At 31.8% G+C, this 17,341-nt stretch carries 20 protein-coding genes and 1 pseudogene; 8 read left to right on the top strand and 13 right to left on the bottom strand.

Annotation, left to right across the window (positions count from 1 at the left end; genetic code table 11):
• The 5 genes and pseudogenes from ACTCDL_RS09855 to ACTCDL_RS09835 form a co-directional block, all read left to right on the top strand.
• A pseudogene (locus tag ACTCDL_RS09855) lies at window positions 1-383 on the top strand (TonB-dependent receptor plug domain-containing protein); the annotation flags it as partial.
• 27 nt (window positions 384-410) lie between these two features.
• Window positions 411-1,460 carry an energy transducer TonB gene (locus ACTCDL_RS09850; RefSeq protein WP_463176187.1) on the top strand — a complete coding sequence of 350 codons (1,050 nt, stop codon included), beginning with the start codon at window positions 411-413 and terminating at the stop codon, window positions 1,458-1,460.
• 15 nt (window positions 1,461-1,475) lie between these two features.
• Window positions 1,476-2,108 carry a MotA/TolQ/ExbB proton channel family protein gene (locus tag ACTCDL_RS09845; protein WP_463176185.1) on the top strand — a complete coding sequence of 211 codons (633 nt, stop codon included), beginning with the start codon at window positions 1,476-1,478 and terminating at the stop codon, window positions 2,106-2,108.
• The gene (locus ACTCDL_RS09840; RefSeq protein ID WP_463176183.1) at window positions 2,092-2,490 is read left to right on the top strand and encodes an ExbD/TolR family protein; all 399 of its coding nucleotides are present in this window, start codon (window positions 2,092-2,094) and stop codon (window positions 2,488-2,490) included. The genes ACTCDL_RS09845 and ACTCDL_RS09840 overlap by 17 nt, the downstream gene beginning before the upstream one ends.
• A gap of 93 nt (window positions 2,491-2,583) precedes the next feature.
• Window positions 2,584-3,360 (top strand): SIMPL domain-containing protein, encoded by a 777-nt coding sequence (locus ACTCDL_RS09835; protein WP_463176181.1) that lies wholly within the window; start codon window positions 2,584-2,586, stop codon window positions 3,358-3,360.
• Here ACTCDL_RS09835 and ACTCDL_RS09830 read toward each other — a convergent pair.
• From ACTCDL_RS09830 to ACTCDL_RS09820, 3 genes are all read right to left on the bottom strand, one after another.
• A complete protein-coding gene (locus ACTCDL_RS09830) occupies window positions 3,323-3,727 on the bottom strand; it encodes a hypothetical protein (protein ID WP_463176180.1) in 405 nt (134 codons plus the stop codon). The two genes, ACTCDL_RS09835 and ACTCDL_RS09830, sit on opposite strands and share 38 nt — an antisense overlap.
• 633 nt (window positions 3,728-4,360) lie before the next feature.
• Window positions 4,361-4,954 (bottom strand): FMN-dependent NADH-azoreductase, encoded by a 594-nt coding sequence (locus tag ACTCDL_RS09825; protein WP_463176177.1) that lies wholly within the window; start codon window positions 4,952-4,954, stop codon window positions 4,361-4,363.
• 84 nt (window positions 4,955-5,038) lie between these two features.
• On the bottom strand, window positions 5,039-5,623 hold the full coding sequence (locus ACTCDL_RS09820; RefSeq protein ID WP_463176175.1) for a nitroreductase family protein: 585 nt from the start codon (window positions 5,621-5,623) through the stop codon (window positions 5,039-5,041).
• Between the two features lie 192 nt (window positions 5,624-5,815).
• Between ACTCDL_RS09820 and ACTCDL_RS09815 the strand changes: the two genes are divergently transcribed.
• Window positions 5,816-6,307, top strand: a complete 492-nt coding sequence (locus ACTCDL_RS09815; RefSeq protein ID WP_463176189.1) for a GerAB/ArcD/ProY family transporter — start codon at window positions 5,816-5,818, stop codon at window positions 6,305-6,307.
• Window positions 6,308-6,400: 93 nt separating this feature from the next.
• Here the strand turns inward: ACTCDL_RS09815 and ACTCDL_RS09810 are convergent, their stop codons facing one another.
• The gene (locus tag ACTCDL_RS09810) at window positions 6,401-6,799 is read right to left on the bottom strand and encodes a hypothetical protein (protein WP_463176172.1); all 399 of its coding nucleotides are present in this window, start codon (window positions 6,797-6,799) and stop codon (window positions 6,401-6,403) included.
• Between the two features lie 144 nt (window positions 6,800-6,943).
• Between ACTCDL_RS09810 and ACTCDL_RS09805 the strand changes: the two genes are divergently transcribed.
• Window positions 6,944-7,660, top strand: a complete 717-nt coding sequence (locus ACTCDL_RS09805) for a manganese catalase family protein (protein WP_463176170.1) — start codon at window positions 6,944-6,946, stop codon at window positions 7,658-7,660.
• A 261-nt stretch (window positions 7,661-7,921) separates the two neighbouring features.
• On the opposite strand, the gene ACTCDL_RS09800 is transcribed toward ACTCDL_RS09805, so the two are convergent.
• The 7 genes from ACTCDL_RS09800 to ACTCDL_RS09770 all read right to left on the bottom strand — a co-directional run bounded on the left by ACTCDL_RS09800 (window position 7,922) and on the right by ACTCDL_RS09770 (window position 13,640).
• Window positions 7,922-8,758 carry a potassium channel family protein gene (locus ACTCDL_RS09800; protein ID WP_463176169.1) on the bottom strand — a complete coding sequence of 279 codons (837 nt, stop codon included), beginning with the start codon at window positions 8,756-8,758 and terminating at the stop codon, window positions 7,922-7,924.
• Between the two features lie 258 nt (window positions 8,759-9,016).
• Window positions 9,017-9,439 carry a Fur family transcriptional regulator gene (locus tag ACTCDL_RS09795; RefSeq protein WP_463176168.1) on the bottom strand — a complete coding sequence of 141 codons (423 nt, stop codon included), beginning with the start codon at window positions 9,437-9,439 and terminating at the stop codon, window positions 9,017-9,019.
• A 33-nt stretch (window positions 9,440-9,472) separates the two neighbouring features.
• The gene (locus ACTCDL_RS09790) at window positions 9,473-10,315 is read right to left on the bottom strand and encodes a metal ABC transporter permease (protein ID WP_463176165.1); all 843 of its coding nucleotides are present in this window, start codon (window positions 10,313-10,315) and stop codon (window positions 9,473-9,475) included.
• On the bottom strand, window positions 10,306-11,079 hold the full coding sequence (locus ACTCDL_RS09785) for a metal ABC transporter ATP-binding protein (protein WP_463176163.1): 774 nt from the start codon (window positions 11,077-11,079) through the stop codon (window positions 10,306-10,308). The genes ACTCDL_RS09790 and ACTCDL_RS09785 overlap by 10 nt, the downstream gene beginning before the upstream one ends.
• Window position 11,080: 1 nt before the next feature.
• Entirely contained in the window at window positions 11,081-12,049 is a 969-nt protein-coding gene (locus tag ACTCDL_RS09780; RefSeq protein WP_463176160.1) for a metal ABC transporter solute-binding protein, Zn/Mn family, read from the bottom strand.
• A 540-nt stretch (window positions 12,050-12,589) separates the two neighbouring features.
• Complete coding sequence (locus tag ACTCDL_RS09775; protein ID WP_463176159.1) at window positions 12,590-13,177, bottom strand: DUF3793 family protein; 588 nt, start codon at window positions 13,175-13,177, stop codon at window positions 12,590-12,592.
• Entirely contained in the window at window positions 13,167-13,640 is a 474-nt protein-coding gene (locus tag ACTCDL_RS09770) for a flavodoxin domain-containing protein (RefSeq protein WP_463176157.1), read from the bottom strand. The genes ACTCDL_RS09775 and ACTCDL_RS09770 overlap by 11 nt, the downstream gene beginning before the upstream one ends.
• A gap of 556 nt (window positions 13,641-14,196) precedes the next feature.
• Here ACTCDL_RS09770 and ACTCDL_RS09765 point away from each other — a divergent pair.
• Complete coding sequence (locus tag ACTCDL_RS09765) at window positions 14,197-14,844, top strand: HD-GYP domain-containing protein (RefSeq protein ID WP_463176153.1); 648 nt, start codon at window positions 14,197-14,199, stop codon at window positions 14,842-14,844.
• Window positions 14,845-14,889: 45 nt separating this feature from the next.
• On the opposite strand, the gene ACTCDL_RS09760 is transcribed toward ACTCDL_RS09765, so the two are convergent.
• Both ACTCDL_RS09760 and spoIVA read right to left on the bottom strand, forming a co-directional pair.
• Window positions 14,890-15,198 (bottom strand): HU family DNA-binding protein, encoded by a 309-nt coding sequence (locus ACTCDL_RS09760; protein WP_216358825.1) that lies wholly within the window; start codon window positions 15,196-15,198, stop codon window positions 14,890-14,892.
• A 173-nt stretch (window positions 15,199-15,371) separates the two neighbouring features.
• Window positions 15,372-16,850, bottom strand: a complete 1,479-nt coding sequence (gene spoIVA, locus ACTCDL_RS09755) for a stage IV sporulation protein A (RefSeq protein WP_463176151.1) — start codon at window positions 16,848-16,850, stop codon at window positions 15,372-15,374.
• Window positions 16,851-17,341 lie beyond the last annotated feature (491 nt).

The following is a 17,341-nucleotide window of genomic DNA, read 5'->3' as shown; positions in this document are numbered from 1 at the left end:
AAAAAAATGAGTATAAATTAAGAAAGATCAAAGATTTTCAGCTAGAATTTAATTATAACTATTTAGATGCTGAAAATGAAAGCACTGGCAAACAAATTGGAGATATGCCCTATCATAAGTACAATGTTAATTTAAGTTATCAAATAAATGAAGCTAATAAAATCATTTTAGAAAATAGTTATACTGGAGAAAGAATGGATTATATTTCGGAAGCAGACATGGGAGCTTATTTTGTTTCTGATTTAACATATATCAGGAATTTAAATGATAAAACCAGTCTTTCAGTTGAAATCAACAATCTTTTCGACAAAGACTATGAAGTAGTAGACGGTTATCCAATGCCGGGCCGCAACTTTATGGTGAACTTAAGCACTAACTTTTAATTAAAAGCAAAAGAAAGGATGATGATAATGAAGTATAATAAAACAATATCTCTGACAGCCTTCCTCTTATCATTATCCCTTATCCTGCTGCTGGAAGCTGCTTCTTTAGGGCTTCTGGCAGAGGATATAAAACCTGTTGAAAAAAAAGAGGTTGAAATTGAACTATTATTATCTACTTCTAATCATCCTGCCGCAGAAAATACTCAGTCAGAAGGGAAGCAAAAACTTAAAGAAGCAAAAGCTGAGCAGGGAGATAATTTTTCTGAAAAGAAAGAGACACTGGCTGAGGAAACAGTTAAAAGTAGTTCAAACAAAAATGAAGAAAAGAATGATCATTTTGTCGAAGAGGAAGAAAAAGAAGTAGATGAAGCAGAAATTAAAACAGAAAAGATTCAGCAGGATAATGATTTAAAAACCGAAGAAACAGACGAAACTTCTTCAGAAAACAAAGAAGTAGAAGAAAAACAGGAGACAATGCCGGCCTGGTTAAATAATTCAAAAAATGAGACAGAGGAAGATAATTCAAAAGAAGCAGCAACTAAAAAAGAAGAAAATGAAGACAAATTTGATTTGGATAGTTATCTAGCTGAATTAGAAAATGATGATTCAGCTGATCAAGAAAATGAAGTTAATAAAAATTTAAGTAGTAGCAATCAGAATTCAGGAGTAAATGAACCAGAAGAAGCTGGAAAGAATAGAGATAATAAATCGGAAAACAAGGCGGAGAATAAAGAGTTTTCTACTGAGGGAGCCCCTCAGAATAATGAGAAAAAGGAAGTTTATGATTTAAGAAATGGCGAAAATGGCATAGAAAAGCCTGGTCTGAAAAATTATACTCAGCCAGAATATCCTTCTAACTTGAGAAAAAGAAATATTGAAGGTGAAGTAATAATATCTTTGAGAATAGATAAAGCTGGTAAGGCTCATGATTTAAAAATCAGTCAAAGCTCGGGTTATGACTCTTTCGATCAGGCTGCTCTTAGTGCAGTTTCCAACTGGAGATTTGAAGCTGCAGAAAAAGATGGTATTAAAGTTGAGGTAATTGTTAATCTGCCAATTCGTTTTAAGTTAAATTAACTGGAGGTAAAATTTATGATTACAGAGTTTATTGAAACAGCAGGTATTGTTTCCTATCCACTGCTTTTAGCAGCATTTTTTATGATTTTTATAGTTTTTGAGAGGAGTATAATATTTTTTTTAAATTATAGGCAAATTGATAAGGATAAATATTTAAAGGCAGTTCTTAATTTTAATGATAATAAACAGCAGGCCAGTATTTTAAAGAATAAAAAGGGAGTAGCTGCTGAAATTTATAATAATCTTTTAACTAAAAAACCAAAAAGTAGAGAGGAATTTAACTTATATCTTGATGCAGAAGAAGTTGATAAACTGCCGCAGCTTGAAAAACACTTAGGTTTTTTAAATTTTATTGCTCAGGTTTCACCAACCTTAGGTCTGCTGGGAACAGTAAGCGGTATGATCAAAACATTTCAGGTTTTAGGTGTGGGAGGCAGTCCGGAGCAGATGGCAGTAGGAATTTCAGAAGCTTTATTTACTACTGCTGCTGGCTTAATCATATCAATACCTGCTGCAGCTTTTTACCACTATTTTTATGCTAAAATAGAAAAACTCCATAATCAGCTCAATAACTTAAGGTTAGAAAGTGAGAGCATTCTTTATAAAAAAGAGATTAAGGAGCTGAATAATAATGAAATATCAGCCTAAAAAGAAAAGTTCAACTTTAAATCTGGCTCCAATGATAGATATTGTCTTTTTACTTTTAATTTTCTTTCTTGTTTCTTCAACTTTACAGGGAGAAGAAGCATTATATAATATTAGAGTGCCGGAGAGCAGCATTGGTCAGAGTTCAGAACAGAAAAATATTAGTATCTTTTTGGATCACGAAAACCAGATATATTATCAGGAAAAGGAATATAGCAGGCAGCAGCTGGATAAATTATTTGCTGAGTTAAATGCTGGCCCGGTCGAAAAAGTTAAAATCTATGCTGATCAGGAGAGTAATTTTGATTCACTAGTATTTTTAATCGAAAAATTTAAAAATAACGGCTTTCAAAATATATCTTTTGCCCTGAGGGAGGAAAAATAAAAAAGGATTTTCTCCATCTTATTAGAATTATATAATTAAGAGATTAATTATTAAGCAAATAAAAATAATGATTAGTAAACGGAGGGGTTATTTATGAACAGAAATGTAGGTATGTTTTTAGTTTTTATAGCTTTGATTTTATTATCTGTAATAGTAGTTAATGGTTTGTATTTTAATACTCCAGCTGTAGAAACAGCAGAAAGAGAAGCTCCAGTTGAAAAAATAGAAAAAGATTATATTACAACTAATTTAAGTATCAGCCAGCAGCAGGAATATGATCCTGATATTGTTGATGTGGTGCTTGGCTTTGAAAATGAAAGTAGAGAACAATCAGCAGCAGTAGAAGAAAACAACAGAATAATGAGTGAGTTGATGGCTATTTTAAAAGCGGAAGAGCTGGAAAATTTAGAAACACAGGGTTTTAGAGTTTATCCCTATACCAGATATGAAGAAAGAGAAGAAGAAAATGGTGAAGAAAGAGTAACTTATTATCAGGTCAATAATCAGATAAAATTCACTTCAAAAAATTTAGGAGAATTATCTGTTCTTTTGGGCAGATTACTTGATGCAGGAGCTAACAGAGTTGTTAACATAAACTATCGTTTAGAAAGCAACGAAAAAGCTTTAGAGGATGTTACAGCAGCAGCGTTAAGCAGTCTTAAAGATAAAGCTGCTTTTATGGCCGAAAATTTAGATAAGGAAAATTACAGAATCAAAGAACTTAATTTTGGACAGCAGAATATTTATGGCAGTGATGCTTTAAAAGCAATGAGCAGAACTGCAGAGTCAGCAAACTTTTCTGAAGTGCCTCTGGCAGAACAGAAGGTAAACATTAGTGTTTCACTTTCAGCAGAAATAGAATTATACTAAACTTAAAAAACTGAGTGCAGCTAATGCACTCAGTTTCTTTATTTATTATATAAATCTTAGGGATTTCTTCTTTAAAACTAATAAATAAATCATCTGTGACTTTTTCTATATATTTTTCTTTATTTTCTTTTTCACCTAATTCTTTAAAATAATCCTTATAATAAATGGGAATAATTTCATTATTAATTTTGAGACCAAATTTAAATAAAGAAACATTTTCTAATATATCAGCAATATACACTTTTAAATATTCTAGATATATCCATATATCTTCTACTGAAAATTCATCATACTCTATATTATCAATTGATATAGTTTCTAAAATCTTTCTATTTAAACTAACTTTAAATAAACTCCCTACTTTCATCTTCTTATTTAGAGTTTCAACAGTTATATAACCATTATTCCACCGCTAGATGTAGAATAGGTTATAAAATATATATAAATAATTTAATTTAGTACTGATATAACACATTATTATAGTAAAAAATATGTCTTTAGTATTTATATTTTAAAGAAACGAAAGCGGTATTTGAGTCATAATCTAATTTGCTAATAAATATTAAAGGTTAAAATTTAATCCAATATTGAATATATAACCTAGCGTGTTTCTCAATCTTTTGACCTTAAGAAAAAATTATTGTTTGAACGAAGCAAGAAATCCAAAAGACTAATATTTTAGCAACATTTATTTAGGAATACTCTATATTATACTGCAATCATAAATTTTCTAATTGCTGAGTGAGTTTAATTTTTTCAATGATTTTTTGCCTACTTTTTCATCTATGGGAAAAAGGTAGGTCGCCTATAGGCGAAACCTATACGATGAGTTAAGCAAAATCTTTAAAGTTATACCATAGACAAAGTAATAAAATCATCCAACTAATATAGTTATTCTATACCATTTACTCCATTCTTTTTAAATATTTAGCAAATAAAAACAACACACCTAACAAGGTGTGTTATCAAAATCAACCTAATATTAACCTTTATTCAAACTTTAGAACGCTTTCGCAACTCTTTTAGCCTCTTTAATTGAAGCTGCAACTGATTTCTCTAGCTCTTGACCTTGTAATACATTAGTCAATTCTGTGGAAATTGTAGTAAAATCTGTGATTCCTATAAAGCCTAAAATTGTTCTTAAATAACGCTCTCCCATCTCAAAATCTTGGGCTGGACCTTCACTATACTTACCACCTCTTGCTACCAAATATGCTACCTTCTTATCTTTAACTAATCCAATTGGACCTTCTTCTGTATATTTAAAGGTAACTCCTGCTACTATTAGATAATCGATATATACCTTCAAAATAGCTGGAATACTTAAATTCCACATTGGAGCAGCAATGATATACTTGTCAGCATTAATAAACTGCTTAACATATCTTCTAAGCTGACTATCCTCATTTGTAAATAGTTCTCCTATCATCTCTGCAGTCAAAGGCTTAATATCCTCTTGATATAAGTCTAAGACAGTAATTTCATCATTAGGATTGGCTTTTTGATACTCTTTAACAAAAGCCTCAGACATTTTAAAGGTATAGGAATTCTCCTTAGTTTTTGGATTAGCTTTAATATATAACACTTTGCTCATCTGCTCTCCTCCTTAATTTATCATCATTAAATATAAAGTAACCGCTTTAGCAATTATTATTCTTATAAGATACCAGTTTAATCTCTAAAATCCTAACCAAGTTACCTTTTCATTCAACTTGGGGTCTTCTCTAGGTGGTGCTGGTGGATTTATATCAGGATAGCCAATTGGAATAATCCCAGCAATCTGTTGATTATCATCAAGACCTAAAACTTTCCTTGTCTCTTGAGCATGAGCAACATGACCTGCAATCCAAACTGTACCAAGACCTTCTTCAAAAGCCACTAAAATTAAGTTTTCAATAGCAGCACTAACCGCCATTAAAGACTCCTCATCTTTAACCTTATCTCCAGAGGTTCTATAGGTGACAGCAATATGTACAGGAGCACCACCAAAATTTTTAGCATATTCTAACATCAAAGGCTTCTTCTTCTCTGGAATATACGGTGCATTAGGGATATATTTCTTAGCCCATTGGTAAAAGACATTACAGATCTTATCTACATACTCGCCCTTAGTCACAATAAAATCCCAAGGCTGACTATTTCCATTAGATGGAGCCCAGTTAGCTGCCTCCAAAACCTTCTTTATCTTATACTCGGGAATATCTTCTTCTTTATATTTTCTAATACTTCTTCTTTCCTTGATAACTTTTAATATCTCCCCCACTAGAACTCCTCCTTCTGCCAAATAATAATAATTACTATTATTATAGCAATTTAATTTATCTATTTCAAATATTTATATCTCTAATTTTATAATTTATTCCTAATTAATATCTGCTATTCTTTGCAATACTAGAAGAAAAAGATATAATTATCATTACTTTATTAATTTAATTAGCTTGATGCTAAACCATTTATAATAATCCCTAATCTATCATTAATATTTAAGCAATATTTTACAGATAATAAAAAGGCTATTAGAGCAAGTTTACTAGGTAATTTAATGGGACAAACTATAATAGTAATATTGTTTCTCACTGCTTTAACTATACTAGGAGTAGATTTAACCTCTAGCTTAAAGTTTCCCTTTTATAGCTTAAGCTCTCTACCTTTAGCAGGATTAGAGATAATCATCTTTATAGCTTGGATGACAGGCGTTATTCTTGAAGTTGGGATTTTTTATGTAGTATCTCTGGAATTAATAGTATCTTTATTTAGATTAAAAGACTATGAGATACTGATTATTCCTTTCTTTATAACCACTATTTCTTTAGGTGTATTTCAAACTGCAATTCCAGCAGTTCTTAAACATATCGGCTATATGGTTCCAATTAATGTATTAGTAGTAGAGATCCCCTTCCTGCTTATAGTTATGGTAATTTATCTAATAGGCAATAAAATAACTTAAATAAATTTAAAGAGTAAGTAAGTTGCAAGCAACTTACTTACTCTTCACTCTTCACTCTTCACTCTTCACTCTTCACTCTTCACTCTTCACTCTTCACTCCTTACTCTTCATCTTCTTTCTTAATTTTGCTTCAGCAGCCTTCGCAATATCCTTAATTCCATCCTTACCTATATCAAAATGTTCAGTTTCAGCAGCAGGAGAACCCATTAGAACTTGATCACTAAAGCGACCTACCTGTTGAGCCACATCCTCCTTAAAATTGCTCCATTCTCCTTCCACTTCAACCTCAGGAAAATTAAATCCTTCATTATTCTCTTGAAGACTGATAAAATCCTTATCATGGGTAGCTTTATCATATACCTCACCCATTAAACCACCATTATTTGCTCTAGTACCTCTATCATTTACCTTTATTTCACCCTTGCTCTCTTCTCTAATCTCTGCTTTCTCAGGTATAGACTTTCTTCTATCTGCTTTGTTGATATCTACCACCAAAACACCTCCCATTATTAGTTTGCAACTAAAATTTAAAATAATGCTAGGATTTTATGTTAATTAAATAAATCTTTTCCCAGTATCAATAATATCTTATTATCAAATACTAAGATTATAAACTATTTATAAGGAGTGAAATCTATGTTCAAACATGAAAAACAGTTATTACATGAGGTTAGAGTTGACCAACCCAATCCTGCTTATGCTGCTATGCTGCAAGAACAATTAGGAGGACCAAATGGTGAGCTAAAAGCTGGATTGCAATATTTTGCACAAAGCTTTAGGATTCAAGACCAAGAGATAAAAGATCTGTTCTTGGATATCGCTACTGAAGAATTCAGCCATGCAGAAATGGTAGCTCAGACCATCAATCTATTAAATGGTCATACTGTAGCTAATACCCCTGATACTGTTGGTCAAATAGAAGCTCAAGTTCTAGGTGGATTATCTCCTATGTTAGCTAATGCTTCTGGAGCACCATTCACAGCTAATTATGTAAATGTTACTGGAGACTTAGCTGCTGATATCCTGTCCAATATTGCTGCTGAACAGAGGGCCAAAGTAGTTTATGAGTATTTACATCGTCAAATAGATGATCAAGGGGTGAGAGAGACTATTGACTTCTTATTAAATCGTGAAGAAGCCCATAATGCTCTATTTAGAGAAGCTCTAAATAAACTACAACAAAAACCTGAATACTCTACTTATGACTTTGGAGTTACTGAAGATTCTAAGCTATACTTCGATTTATCTACACCTGGGAGATATTTTGATAATCCTAATCCAACTACTCCAAGCTTTGATAATCCACGTAAGATGGAAGATAAAGGTGCTCAAACTTTGCAACCAGTTCAATAACAAATAATAATCTAGGTATATCAATTCAAAATGAAACTTAATAGATATATTGTGACACTTTTTTATTATATAGTTAGAGGTTGGGTGGTTAGCTAGTTGGGGTTTCCTAACCCCTACCCATCTACCCTAAATGTATCTTTTTCTCTCTATAACATCATGGTTAAATTTTATTCTAGATTCAATAGCTTATAAGGTTAAATGGATGATAGTGATAAACAGCAAGTGATAAGTAAACAATTAAGTTTGTTACTAGTTACTAAATTAATCAGCCTCATCTTCATTTGGAGAAGAGATCTTAGTATCTAGATAAGCATTAATCAACCTTTTAAGTTCTTTTATTTCCTTCACTGACAGATCTTCAACATTATTCAACTGCTCTATTACAAATTTAAGATTACTGTTATTTCCCTTTCTCCGTTCCTCATTTAAGAAGAAGGTAGACAAAGTACTGGTAATCATTCCTATTAAAGATATTCCCACAACCATAATTAAAGCTGCAATCATTCTACCCTCAATAGTCTTAGGAGCAATATCTCCATAGCCTACTGTTGTAGCAGTTACTAAACTCCACCACAAAGCATCTTCAAAACTTCTATTTTCAAATTTATAAATACCTACTGCTCCTAAAAAAATAACTATAACTGTAAAGATTAACATATAATTAAGTCCATTGGTCTGGATAAATCTATGAAACCCTTTAATTGATCTGCGTACAAAGACAAATATTCTAGCAACTCTAAAAGCTCTGGTAATATAAAAGAACTGCCTTAAACTTAAAAGTCTAGACACCCTAGCTATTCTAAATAGCCTAAAAGCTTTATCAAAAGGAATGAAAGCAATTATATCTAACGAATTATTTGCAATATAGGTCAACCGCTCACCTCTTTTGATATGGGCTAAGCGTGAGCAGAACTCCAAAGCAAAAACTATACAGATAAAGAAATCTATATTTGAAAATAAATCTTCTGTCTTGGTAGAAAGATCAAAAAAACTCTCAGCAGTCAACATTCCTATCGCTATGACAGCTAAGATTAACATAAATATTTCAGTATACTTCTCTAAGCTCTGATTATCAAACCGATTATGGGAGTTGAACATTTAATTTTATACACCTCTATTATATTCTTTACTAATTGAGCAGAGATTAACCGAAGTTTTTTCTTTTTTAATCAATGATGTAACATGGGGATACTGCGACATTTTAAGCTTTAGCTACGGGTTTTAACCCGTAGTGTAACATATCATCATCACCACAGGTTAAAACCTGTGGCTAGTAAATTTATCATTATAAAAAGTGTCCCATTATCTTTATCAAAACAAAAAAACTGCAACCTCTGATTTAGGCTACAGTCTTATCTAATAATTTTTACAATTTGGGCATAAACCATATATTTTCATTCTATGATCTAGAATAGTATATCCTGTATCATCTTTTAATTTATTCTCAAAATCCTTTAAAGGACAATCTAACGGGATGATATCATCACACTCTATACAGATTAAATGGTGATGATGATTTCCATCAATCAATTCAAATTTCTGCTCATTGCCTGTTAAATTCAATGATCTAACAATCTTACCATCTTTAAAAGAGTTTAAGTTCCGATAGACTGTAGATAACCTTAGTTTGGGATAATCCCTTTGCAATTTAGCAAATATATCTTGAGCAGATAAAGGTCTTGTACTAGCAAGCAGTACCCTTATAATCATCCTCCTCTGTTTAGTCCATCTAATTCCTTTATCTTTCAACTTCTGTTCCCAAAGTTCTAAACTCCCCATACTTCTCCCCCATTTCAGGAACTTTAATAATTATTAATCATTTACTTGAACTTCTAATTCAGACTTTCTTAAGAAACTATTAATTCTCTTATATATAATAGTCCCAATTAAATAAACAACACTGGCTACAATAATAGTACCTCCCGAGGCTAAATCATAATAAAAGGATATAAATAATCCTGTATTAACTGCTAACAGACTTAAGCTAATACTATAAATAATAGTCTCTTTAAAGCTTTTAGCTAATTGTAAGCTCCCTGCTACTGGTAGAGTGATCAGTGATGAAACCAATAATCCCCCAATAATCCTCATTGATAAGGATACCGTAATTGAAACAAGTATCATAAAGAGTATATTCAAAACCTTTACTGGTACCCCTGCTAATTTGGCATCACTTTCATTAAAAGCCAAAAAGAAGAAACCATAATAAAAGTATAATATTACCCCTATAATCACTACCGCTAGAGGAATCACAGTCAATACGTCCTGTATAGTAACCATCGAAATACTACCAAATAAATAGCTAAAAATTCCTGAGTTATTATTGGATAAACTAATCAAAATAGTAGCCAACCCTAACCCTGTAGCTAGAATTATAGAAAGTGATAACTCAGCATAATCTTTATAATCTTTACGTAATTTCTCAATTCCTACAGCAGCTAAAATCGAGACAGTCAAAGCAGTATAAATAGGATAAATACCTAAAATCATCCCAATTGCTACACCAGTTAATGCCACATGGGATAAGGTATTACCGATTAGTGACAGTCTCTTTAATACCAAAAAAACACCAATTAAAGGGCAGATAATCGCTATAATATTTCCTACAACAAAGGCTCGTTGCATAAAAGAATAAGTAAATATATCTAACAACATTGGCTATTCACCCCCTGATGTTCATGCTTTGGTATCAATGATTTATTATCTCCTTTAATCTGATTTAAGTAATTAATATAATCAAATTGTTCTGCTTTATGCATAAATATGCTAGAATCCCCAAAACAAACAATCTTATTTGCTTGATCACTAATCACATAGATATCATGGGAGATCATCACTATAGTAATTCCTAACTCCCTATTCAACTTAGTCAGTAGTTTATAAAATTCATCTTGGGACTTGGCATCTACTCCTACTAGAGGTTCATCTAAGAAGATTATCTCTGGATTAGTGATTAAGGTTCTAGCAATAAATATCCGCTGTTGCTGTCCCCCAGATAACTCACCAATCTTTCGATATTTATAATTAGACATATCAACTAATTCTAAAACCTCATCTATTCTCTGCTCTAACTTTCTAGTCAATATTTTAAAAAATCCCATCTCTTGATATAAGGCTGCACCAATAATCTCTTTGACAGTAGCAGGAAAGCTAGAATTAAAGTCTCTTACCTTTTGTGAAACATAACCAATCTTCTCCCACTCTTTAAAATTCTTAACCGTTTTACCAAATAGCTTAACCTCTCCACTAGTTGCCTTTAAATTACCTATTAACAACTTCAATAATGTACTCTTTCCAGAACCATTAGGACCAATAAAAGCAATAAAATCACCTTTATTGATAGTTAAATTAATATCCTTCAATACATAATCATCTTCATAATTAAAGGATAGGTTCTTCACTTCAATTATCTCTTTCATCTTAGTCCACCAAAGCCTTTCTTAAGCTAGATAAATTCTGCTTCATAATTAAGACATAGTCCTCACCCTGCTTCTGCTCTTTAGCTGTCAAACCTGCAATTGGATTGAGAGTTAATACCTTCAAATCAGCCTCTTGTGCCAGTACCTGTGCTGTCTTAGGATTAGCCAAGGTCTCCATAAAGATATAATTTATACCATGCTCATAGGCTTCTTCAGTCAACTCAGCCAAATCTTTTGGACTAGGCTCCTGGTGAGGAGAAATACCAGAAACAGCTAGCTGTTCTAATCCATATCTAGCTGCTAAATATCCAAAGGAAGCATGGGATACCAAAATATAATTCTGCTTTTTATTAGCCAAAGTCTCTTTATAATCTTGGTCAAGACTCTCCATCTTAGTAGTAAAGTCAGCTAAATTTTGCTTATAAATATCTGTATGATTAGAATCTAATGCTACAAATTCTTCTTTCATTAATTTAGCAATATCAATCATATTAATGGGGTTTAACCAAATATGAGGATCATACTCCCCATGATTATGACTATACCCTTGATGATTATCTTCTTGGTCATGACCATGCTTGTGCTCTTCAAATTTAAGTAATTCAATCCTATCACTGACTCTAACAGTCTTAACTCCAACACTCTTAAGATTCTTAACAACCTTGTCAGCCCAAGGCTCTAGACCCAAACCATTATAAAAGAAGATATCCGACTCTTCTAAATTTGCTAGCTTTCTAGGAGAAGGTTCATAACTATGTACTTCAGCACCATTAGGTATTACAAGTTCAGTCTCTAGCTGATCTCCACCAATCTGATTAGCTACATAATAGAGAGGATAAAAGCTAGTATAAACCTTTAATTTATCTTGACTTACTTCATTGTCCACCTCTGCTTGCTTTTTGGTACACCCAGAGGCAATAATTATTACAAAAATAACAATAATTAAAGTAATTATCAATCCTTTTCTCATTTTAACACCCCGCCTTTTTGCAAATGATTTGCATTTAACAATTAAATATTAACAGATATCAATAAACCTGTCAACCAGCTCTGTTTACTTTATGCAAATTATTTGCATTAAATATCTATATTAATCTTACCCCAGTATATTATTCTTATACTATCTCAATTTTTAAATAGGAAGAGAATATCCCTTAATGGGTATAGTTTTAGCTACGGGTTTTAACCCGTAGTGTAACATATCACCATCACCACAGGTTGAAACCTGTGGCTAGTAAATTTATCATTATAAAAAGTGTCGCAAAATCACTATATTCTCTCACTACCTTATATTAAAGGAAAATTTCATCTTAATTTGATTAGATAACTTTGATTAGATAACTTTGATTATATTACCCAGATTAGTAAATTTAATTCAATAAAGCCAAAGCAAAGGAGCCTAATATTATAGGCTCCAATTAATTGATACAATTAGAAATTATTATCCTTATACCTAAAAAACCATAGAAGACACTCTCTTACCTTAAAGATAAGGAACATAGGTCCCTATTTAAATAACTTGATAAAGCTCTTTGGCATCTTCAATATTATCCAGTCGCTCTTTAACATAATCTCTAGCTTCTTCAAATCTCTTCTGCTGTAATTGTGAGACCCTCTTATTTCCATAAAATCTCCATTCTCCCCAATCACTTGCATCTAGATTCAAATACCCCATAAATCCTAATACATCTTTCAATGGATAGCCAAAAAAGACTCCAATCTCATGAGGAAACTCTTTACTTTCCAGTCTCTTCTTTAGGTGTTGAAGATACTTATCTAAACTATAAATCTTTGGATATCCGATTTCTCTTAAAAATTTTAGAATATGTTTATCTCTAAGATACCTATCTAAAGAAGAAGGATGATAAAATAAGACCTTTATCTTATTCTGCTTCTTCAGCTTCCCTACTTCCAAAACTCCTAGATTCTGATGCTCTAAAAGGCACCTTTTACATTCCTGCCAATAACAACAATCTCCACATTTAGAAAGAATGACATTTCTTAGTTCAGCAGGTTTAATTCCCATAATAGTAGCCCCAATATTGCTGAGTAATGACTTTAAATACTCTTTGTTACATATATTATGATTAGATGGCATTTTTCATCTCACCTACTTTATCCTCTTCTAAAAGTAATAGCTCTTCTACCCACGCCTTAATCATTTTGTCATCTTCTCGATTAGAATTGTCTAATTTAAAACCTTCAATATCTATATTTAATCCCATCTCTTTTAATTCACTCTCAAAGATATCAACCGTTTCACAAAAAGAGTGACAGTTTTTATTTAAAGGGCAGAAGGTAGCACCTTTTTTCTTAGATAGATCAACCTTTCCTTCAGCTAAAGCATTATATAAATTTATAAAAGAATCTTGAGAAATTTTAAAGTTTGAACTTGCTGAACCAAATATAATCAAATCAAATTCCTCTATCTCTTCAATATTCAATTTAGCTATATCCTTCTCTACTACTTCATACTTAACCCTTAGATATCCAGCTACCTTATCAGCCATCTCTTTAGTCTCTCCTATACTTCCATCATAGATAATAATTGCCTTCTCCATACTAACTCCTCCTTTCTAAATTCAATTTCTCACAAATAATTTTGGCTCTTCAACAAGTTTTGTGAAAATACTATATTTAAATTATTTTAAACATTTTTTTGCAACGAATCTCGCGAATGAACGCGAATTTAGATCAAAAGCTTTTCAATCTTTGATTTTAAATTTTTTTATCTCTAATTCGTACGATTCGCGTTAATTCGTTGCCACTAATCTTAATTTTTAAATATATTTCAAACTTCAATTTCTATGTTTTTGTTGTAACTAAGATTATCCTTAATCACAAAGTTCGTTGTTGAACCATAATTTTATTTAATAATGAATATAATCTCATATCATATCACATTGACATTTGATAATGATTGTCATTTCTAATACTAATATATCATCATTATATTATTTCTGTCAATATTTTTTGACTTTTATAAGCTTGTTGATTACTTTGAAATATGTAAATTATTAAGGTCTCATAAACCTTTTTATATTGACATTTCATCCACAGTATTGATAAAATTAATAATAATGATTTTCAATTTCGTATTCAGGGAGGATAAAATTTATGGAAAGTAGTTCGATTTCAAAGATTGATCTACATGAATTTGTAGAGAGTTTAACCAAAGGATTAGAATCTAAGGATTTATATACATCAGGACATTCTGAAAGGGTAGCACACCTAGCAGAGAAGATAGCTACTATGATGGAATTAAATACTGAAGAAATATTTAAAATACATATCGCAGGCCACCTTCATGATATTGGTAAGATAGGAATTAGAGATTCTGTTTTAAAAAAGAAAGGAAAATTAACAGATAATGAGTATGAGGAGATTAAAAGACATAGCCTAATTGGTTATGATATCCTCAATAAAATTAGTAACTTCAATGAAATAGCTCAGATAGTAAAATATCACCATGAGAGATATGATGGTATGGGATATCCTGAAGGTTTAAAAGGAAATGAGATACCTTTAGAATCAAAGATTATTGGGGTTGTAGATGCCTTTGATGCTATGACCAGTCCTAGACACTATAGGAGTCCAGTCAGTATCCTAGATGCTATTGCAGAGATTAATAGGAACTCTGGTAGCCAGTTTGACCCTAAGATAGCACAGATAATCAATAGAATCTACCATGACAATTACAAATTCTTAGAAGATATTGTTAAGAGTGCTTATGCAAGTAATAAGTTAGGTGCAATAGATGAATAAATAAAAACAGAAAGGGATATCCCTTTCTGTTACTGTTTTAATCAATTATTCATTTACAGTTTCTTTAAGAGCTTTTCCTGCTTTAAATGCTGGTACCATACGAGCTGGAATATGCATCTCTTCACCTGTTTGAGGATTACGCCCAGTTCTAGCGCTTCTTTCACGAACTTCAAAGCTACCAAAACCGATTAATTGAATTTTACCTCTTTCTGCTTCAGGCTTTTGAGCCTCAGCTTTTAAATTCTCAGCAATTACTTCTAACAATCCATCTAATGCTGCTTTAGAATCCTTTTTAGTAATTCCTGCCTTTTCTGCTACTTGATCCACTAAATCTGTTTTTGTAATATTTGCCATAACAAATCTACCTCCTATAAAAATATGAATTAAATATTTCAGCATTCATCTCTAAGCATTGGTCTTATGCTTATTATGCCACAAATAAATTTCTTGATATCCTTTATTATTCCTTCTTTTTTAGAAAAAAAAACGTAATAAATGAAAAAACCGGTCTAATCGACCGGATTAGTTTATAATATTATGCAAATTAATCCTCCGCTTCCTTCATTTATTATCTTCTGCAAAGTATCTTGTAACTTCTCTTGAGCATTAATTGGCATTCTATATAACTTCTGGTTTATTCCATCTTTTACTAAATCGTGGAGGGAACGACCTAAGAAATCACTCTGCCAGATAGCATCAGGGTTCTCCTCAAATTCAGTAGCAAAGAATTCAATCAGCTCTTCACATTGCTTTTCAGTTCCTACTACTGGTGAGACCTCTGTATTAATATCAGCTCTAATCATATGAATCGATGGTGCACTAGCCCTTAATTTAACCCCAAAATGACCACCACGCTTAATCAATTCTGGCTCATCAAAGAGTAGATCCTCTAGCTTAGGTGTAACTATACCATATCCAGTCTCCTTAACTTTGGTTAGAGCATCAGAAATCTGATCATACTCTTTTTTAACTACACTTAAATCTCTAATTAAATTGAATAAATTATGCTCTCCTTTAATCTCTAAGTCGGTCATCTCTTCTAAAACCTGGTAGAATAACTCATCTTTTAAATCAAAATTAAGACTAGTGGTTCCACTACCTAAATCCATATCAGAGATATAGACCCGCTGAGCATTTTCACTACTTCCCAATCTATCTACTAAATTATTAATATCCCTTAGAGTATATATATCTTGAATAGATTCATTAATAGAGTTATTAACATCTACACTCAACCAGTGGGTATCTTCTAACTCATCAATCCATAATGGTAAATCAAGGTTAATCTCTTTTAATGGAAACTCATATAAGACCTCTTGTAATAGATTACTTATATCTTCACCTCTTAAATCGCGACAACTGATTGGTACCACTCGTTTATTATATTTCTCTTCTAACTTCTGGGCCAACTCTTGAGTCTCAACACTTCCAGGATTGGCTGAATTAAGAGCTATAATAAAAGGCTTGCCTAACTCATTTAACTCTCTAATAACCCTCTCCTCAGCCTCTGTGTAGCTCTCTCTAGATAAATCAGTTATTGTTCCATCGGTAGTTATCACTAGACCGATAGTTGAATGGTCTTGAATTACCTTTTGAGTACCAATTTCAGCAGCCTTTTGAAAAGGAATTGCCTCTTCAAACCAAGGTGTTGTTACCATTCTAGGCCCATCCTCTTCTTCATAACCTAAGGCACCATCAACACGATAGCCAACACAATCAACTAAACGTATTTTAAAATCAACATTCTCATCTAAACTGATTTCAGTAGCACGATTAGGTACAAACTTGGGCTCTGTAGTCATAATCGTTCTACCTTCACCACTTTGGGGTAGTTCATCCCTTGTTCTCTCTCTGTCATACTCATCACTCATATTAGGCAGAACCAATAAGTCCATAAACTTCTTTATAAAAGTAGACTTTCCTGTTCTAACAGGCCCAACTACCCCTACATAAATATCACCATTGGTTCTAGTAGCGATATCCTGATAAATATCAAACCTTTCCATTCTTCTCCCTCCCTTTGTAATATATCATAAAATTGATATAATTAGCCTATAAAGATTACTCTACATCTTATTGCTATGTTAGTAGTAATAGAATCAAATATTAAATCTTTAAAATGAATTAATCTATCTCAAAACCTCCTTTATCTCTAAAGCAAATATCACTATATATATATGACCTGTATCTAAGATTATTCCTTAGGAGAAGAAATAAGAAAGACTGATTGTAACTTTAAATAAGATTCTAAATTTCATCTCAAACTAAGAATGTTACTAATTTAGGAGATTTTTTGATCCTGCTTTTTTATATACATATTACAACTAAGAAGAAGATATAATTATCTTTGTTAATTAATTTTTATTTTTAACTGAATCATTACTTAATATGGATATATTGCGACACTTGTGTCGAGTTGACGGTTGACGGTGTACAGTTTATAGTTAAAAGATTAAAACCTTTATAATCATTGATATTATAAGATTTTAAGATGTTT

The organism is Orenia sp. (assembly GCF_055140805.1).
This window is presented reverse-complemented; position numbering and strand designations above follow the sequence as displayed.

Coding starts and splice junctions, on each gene's coding strand:
- ACTCDL_RS09795 (WP_463176168.1), bottom strand. CDS start 9,439: ATGGGGAGTTTAGAACTTTGGGAACAGAAGTTGAAAGATAAAGGAATT.
- spoIVA (WP_463176151.1), bottom strand. CDS start 16,850: ATGGAAAGGTTTGATATTTATCAGGATATCGCTACTAGAACCAATGGT.
- ACTCDL_RS09805 (WP_463176170.1), top strand. CDS start 6,944: ATGTTCAAACATGAAAAACAGTTATTACATGAGGTTAGAGTTGACCAA.
- ACTCDL_RS09780 (WP_463176160.1), bottom strand. CDS start 12,049: ATGAGAAAAGGATTGATAATTACTTTAATTATTGTTATTTTTGTAATA.
- ACTCDL_RS09765 (WP_463176153.1), top strand. CDS start 14,197: ATGGAAAGTAGTTCGATTTCAAAGATTGATCTACATGAATTTGTAGAG.
- ACTCDL_RS09800 (WP_463176169.1), bottom strand. CDS start 8,758: ATGTTCAACTCCCATAATCGGTTTGATAATCAGAGCTTAGAGAAGTAT.
- ACTCDL_RS09840 (WP_463176183.1), top strand. CDS start 2,092: ATGAAATATCAGCCTAAAAAGAAAAGTTCAACTTTAAATCTGGCTCCA.
- ACTCDL_RS09785 (WP_463176163.1), bottom strand. CDS start 11,079: ATGAAAGAGATAATTGAAGTGAAGAACCTATCCTTTAATTATGAAGAT.
- ACTCDL_RS09830 (WP_463176180.1), bottom strand. CDS start 3,727: ATGAAAGTAGGGAGTTTATTTAAAGTTAGTTTAAATAGAAAGATTTTA.
- ACTCDL_RS09835 (WP_463176181.1), top strand. CDS start 2,584: ATGAACAGAAATGTAGGTATGTTTTTAGTTTTTATAGCTTTGATTTTA.
- ACTCDL_RS09760 (WP_216358825.1), bottom strand. CDS start 15,198: ATGGCAAATATTACAAAAACAGATTTAGTGGATCAAGTAGCAGAAAAG.
- ACTCDL_RS09850 (WP_463176187.1), top strand. CDS start 411: ATGAAGTATAATAAAACAATATCTCTGACAGCCTTCCTCTTATCATTA.
- ACTCDL_RS09825 (WP_463176177.1), bottom strand. CDS start 4,954: ATGAGCAAAGTGTTATATATTAAAGCTAATCCAAAAACTAAGGAGAAT.
- ACTCDL_RS09790 (WP_463176165.1), bottom strand. CDS start 10,315: ATGTTGTTAGATATATTTACTTATTCTTTTATGCAACGAGCCTTTGTT.
- ACTCDL_RS09775 (WP_463176159.1), bottom strand. CDS start 13,177: ATGCCATCTAATCATAATATATGTAACAAAGAGTATTTAAAGTCATTA.
- ACTCDL_RS09770 (WP_463176157.1), bottom strand. CDS start 13,640: ATGGAGAAGGCAATTATTATCTATGATGGAAGTATAGGAGAGACTAAA.
- ACTCDL_RS09845 (WP_463176185.1), top strand. CDS start 1,476: ATGATTACAGAGTTTATTGAAACAGCAGGTATTGTTTCCTATCCACTG.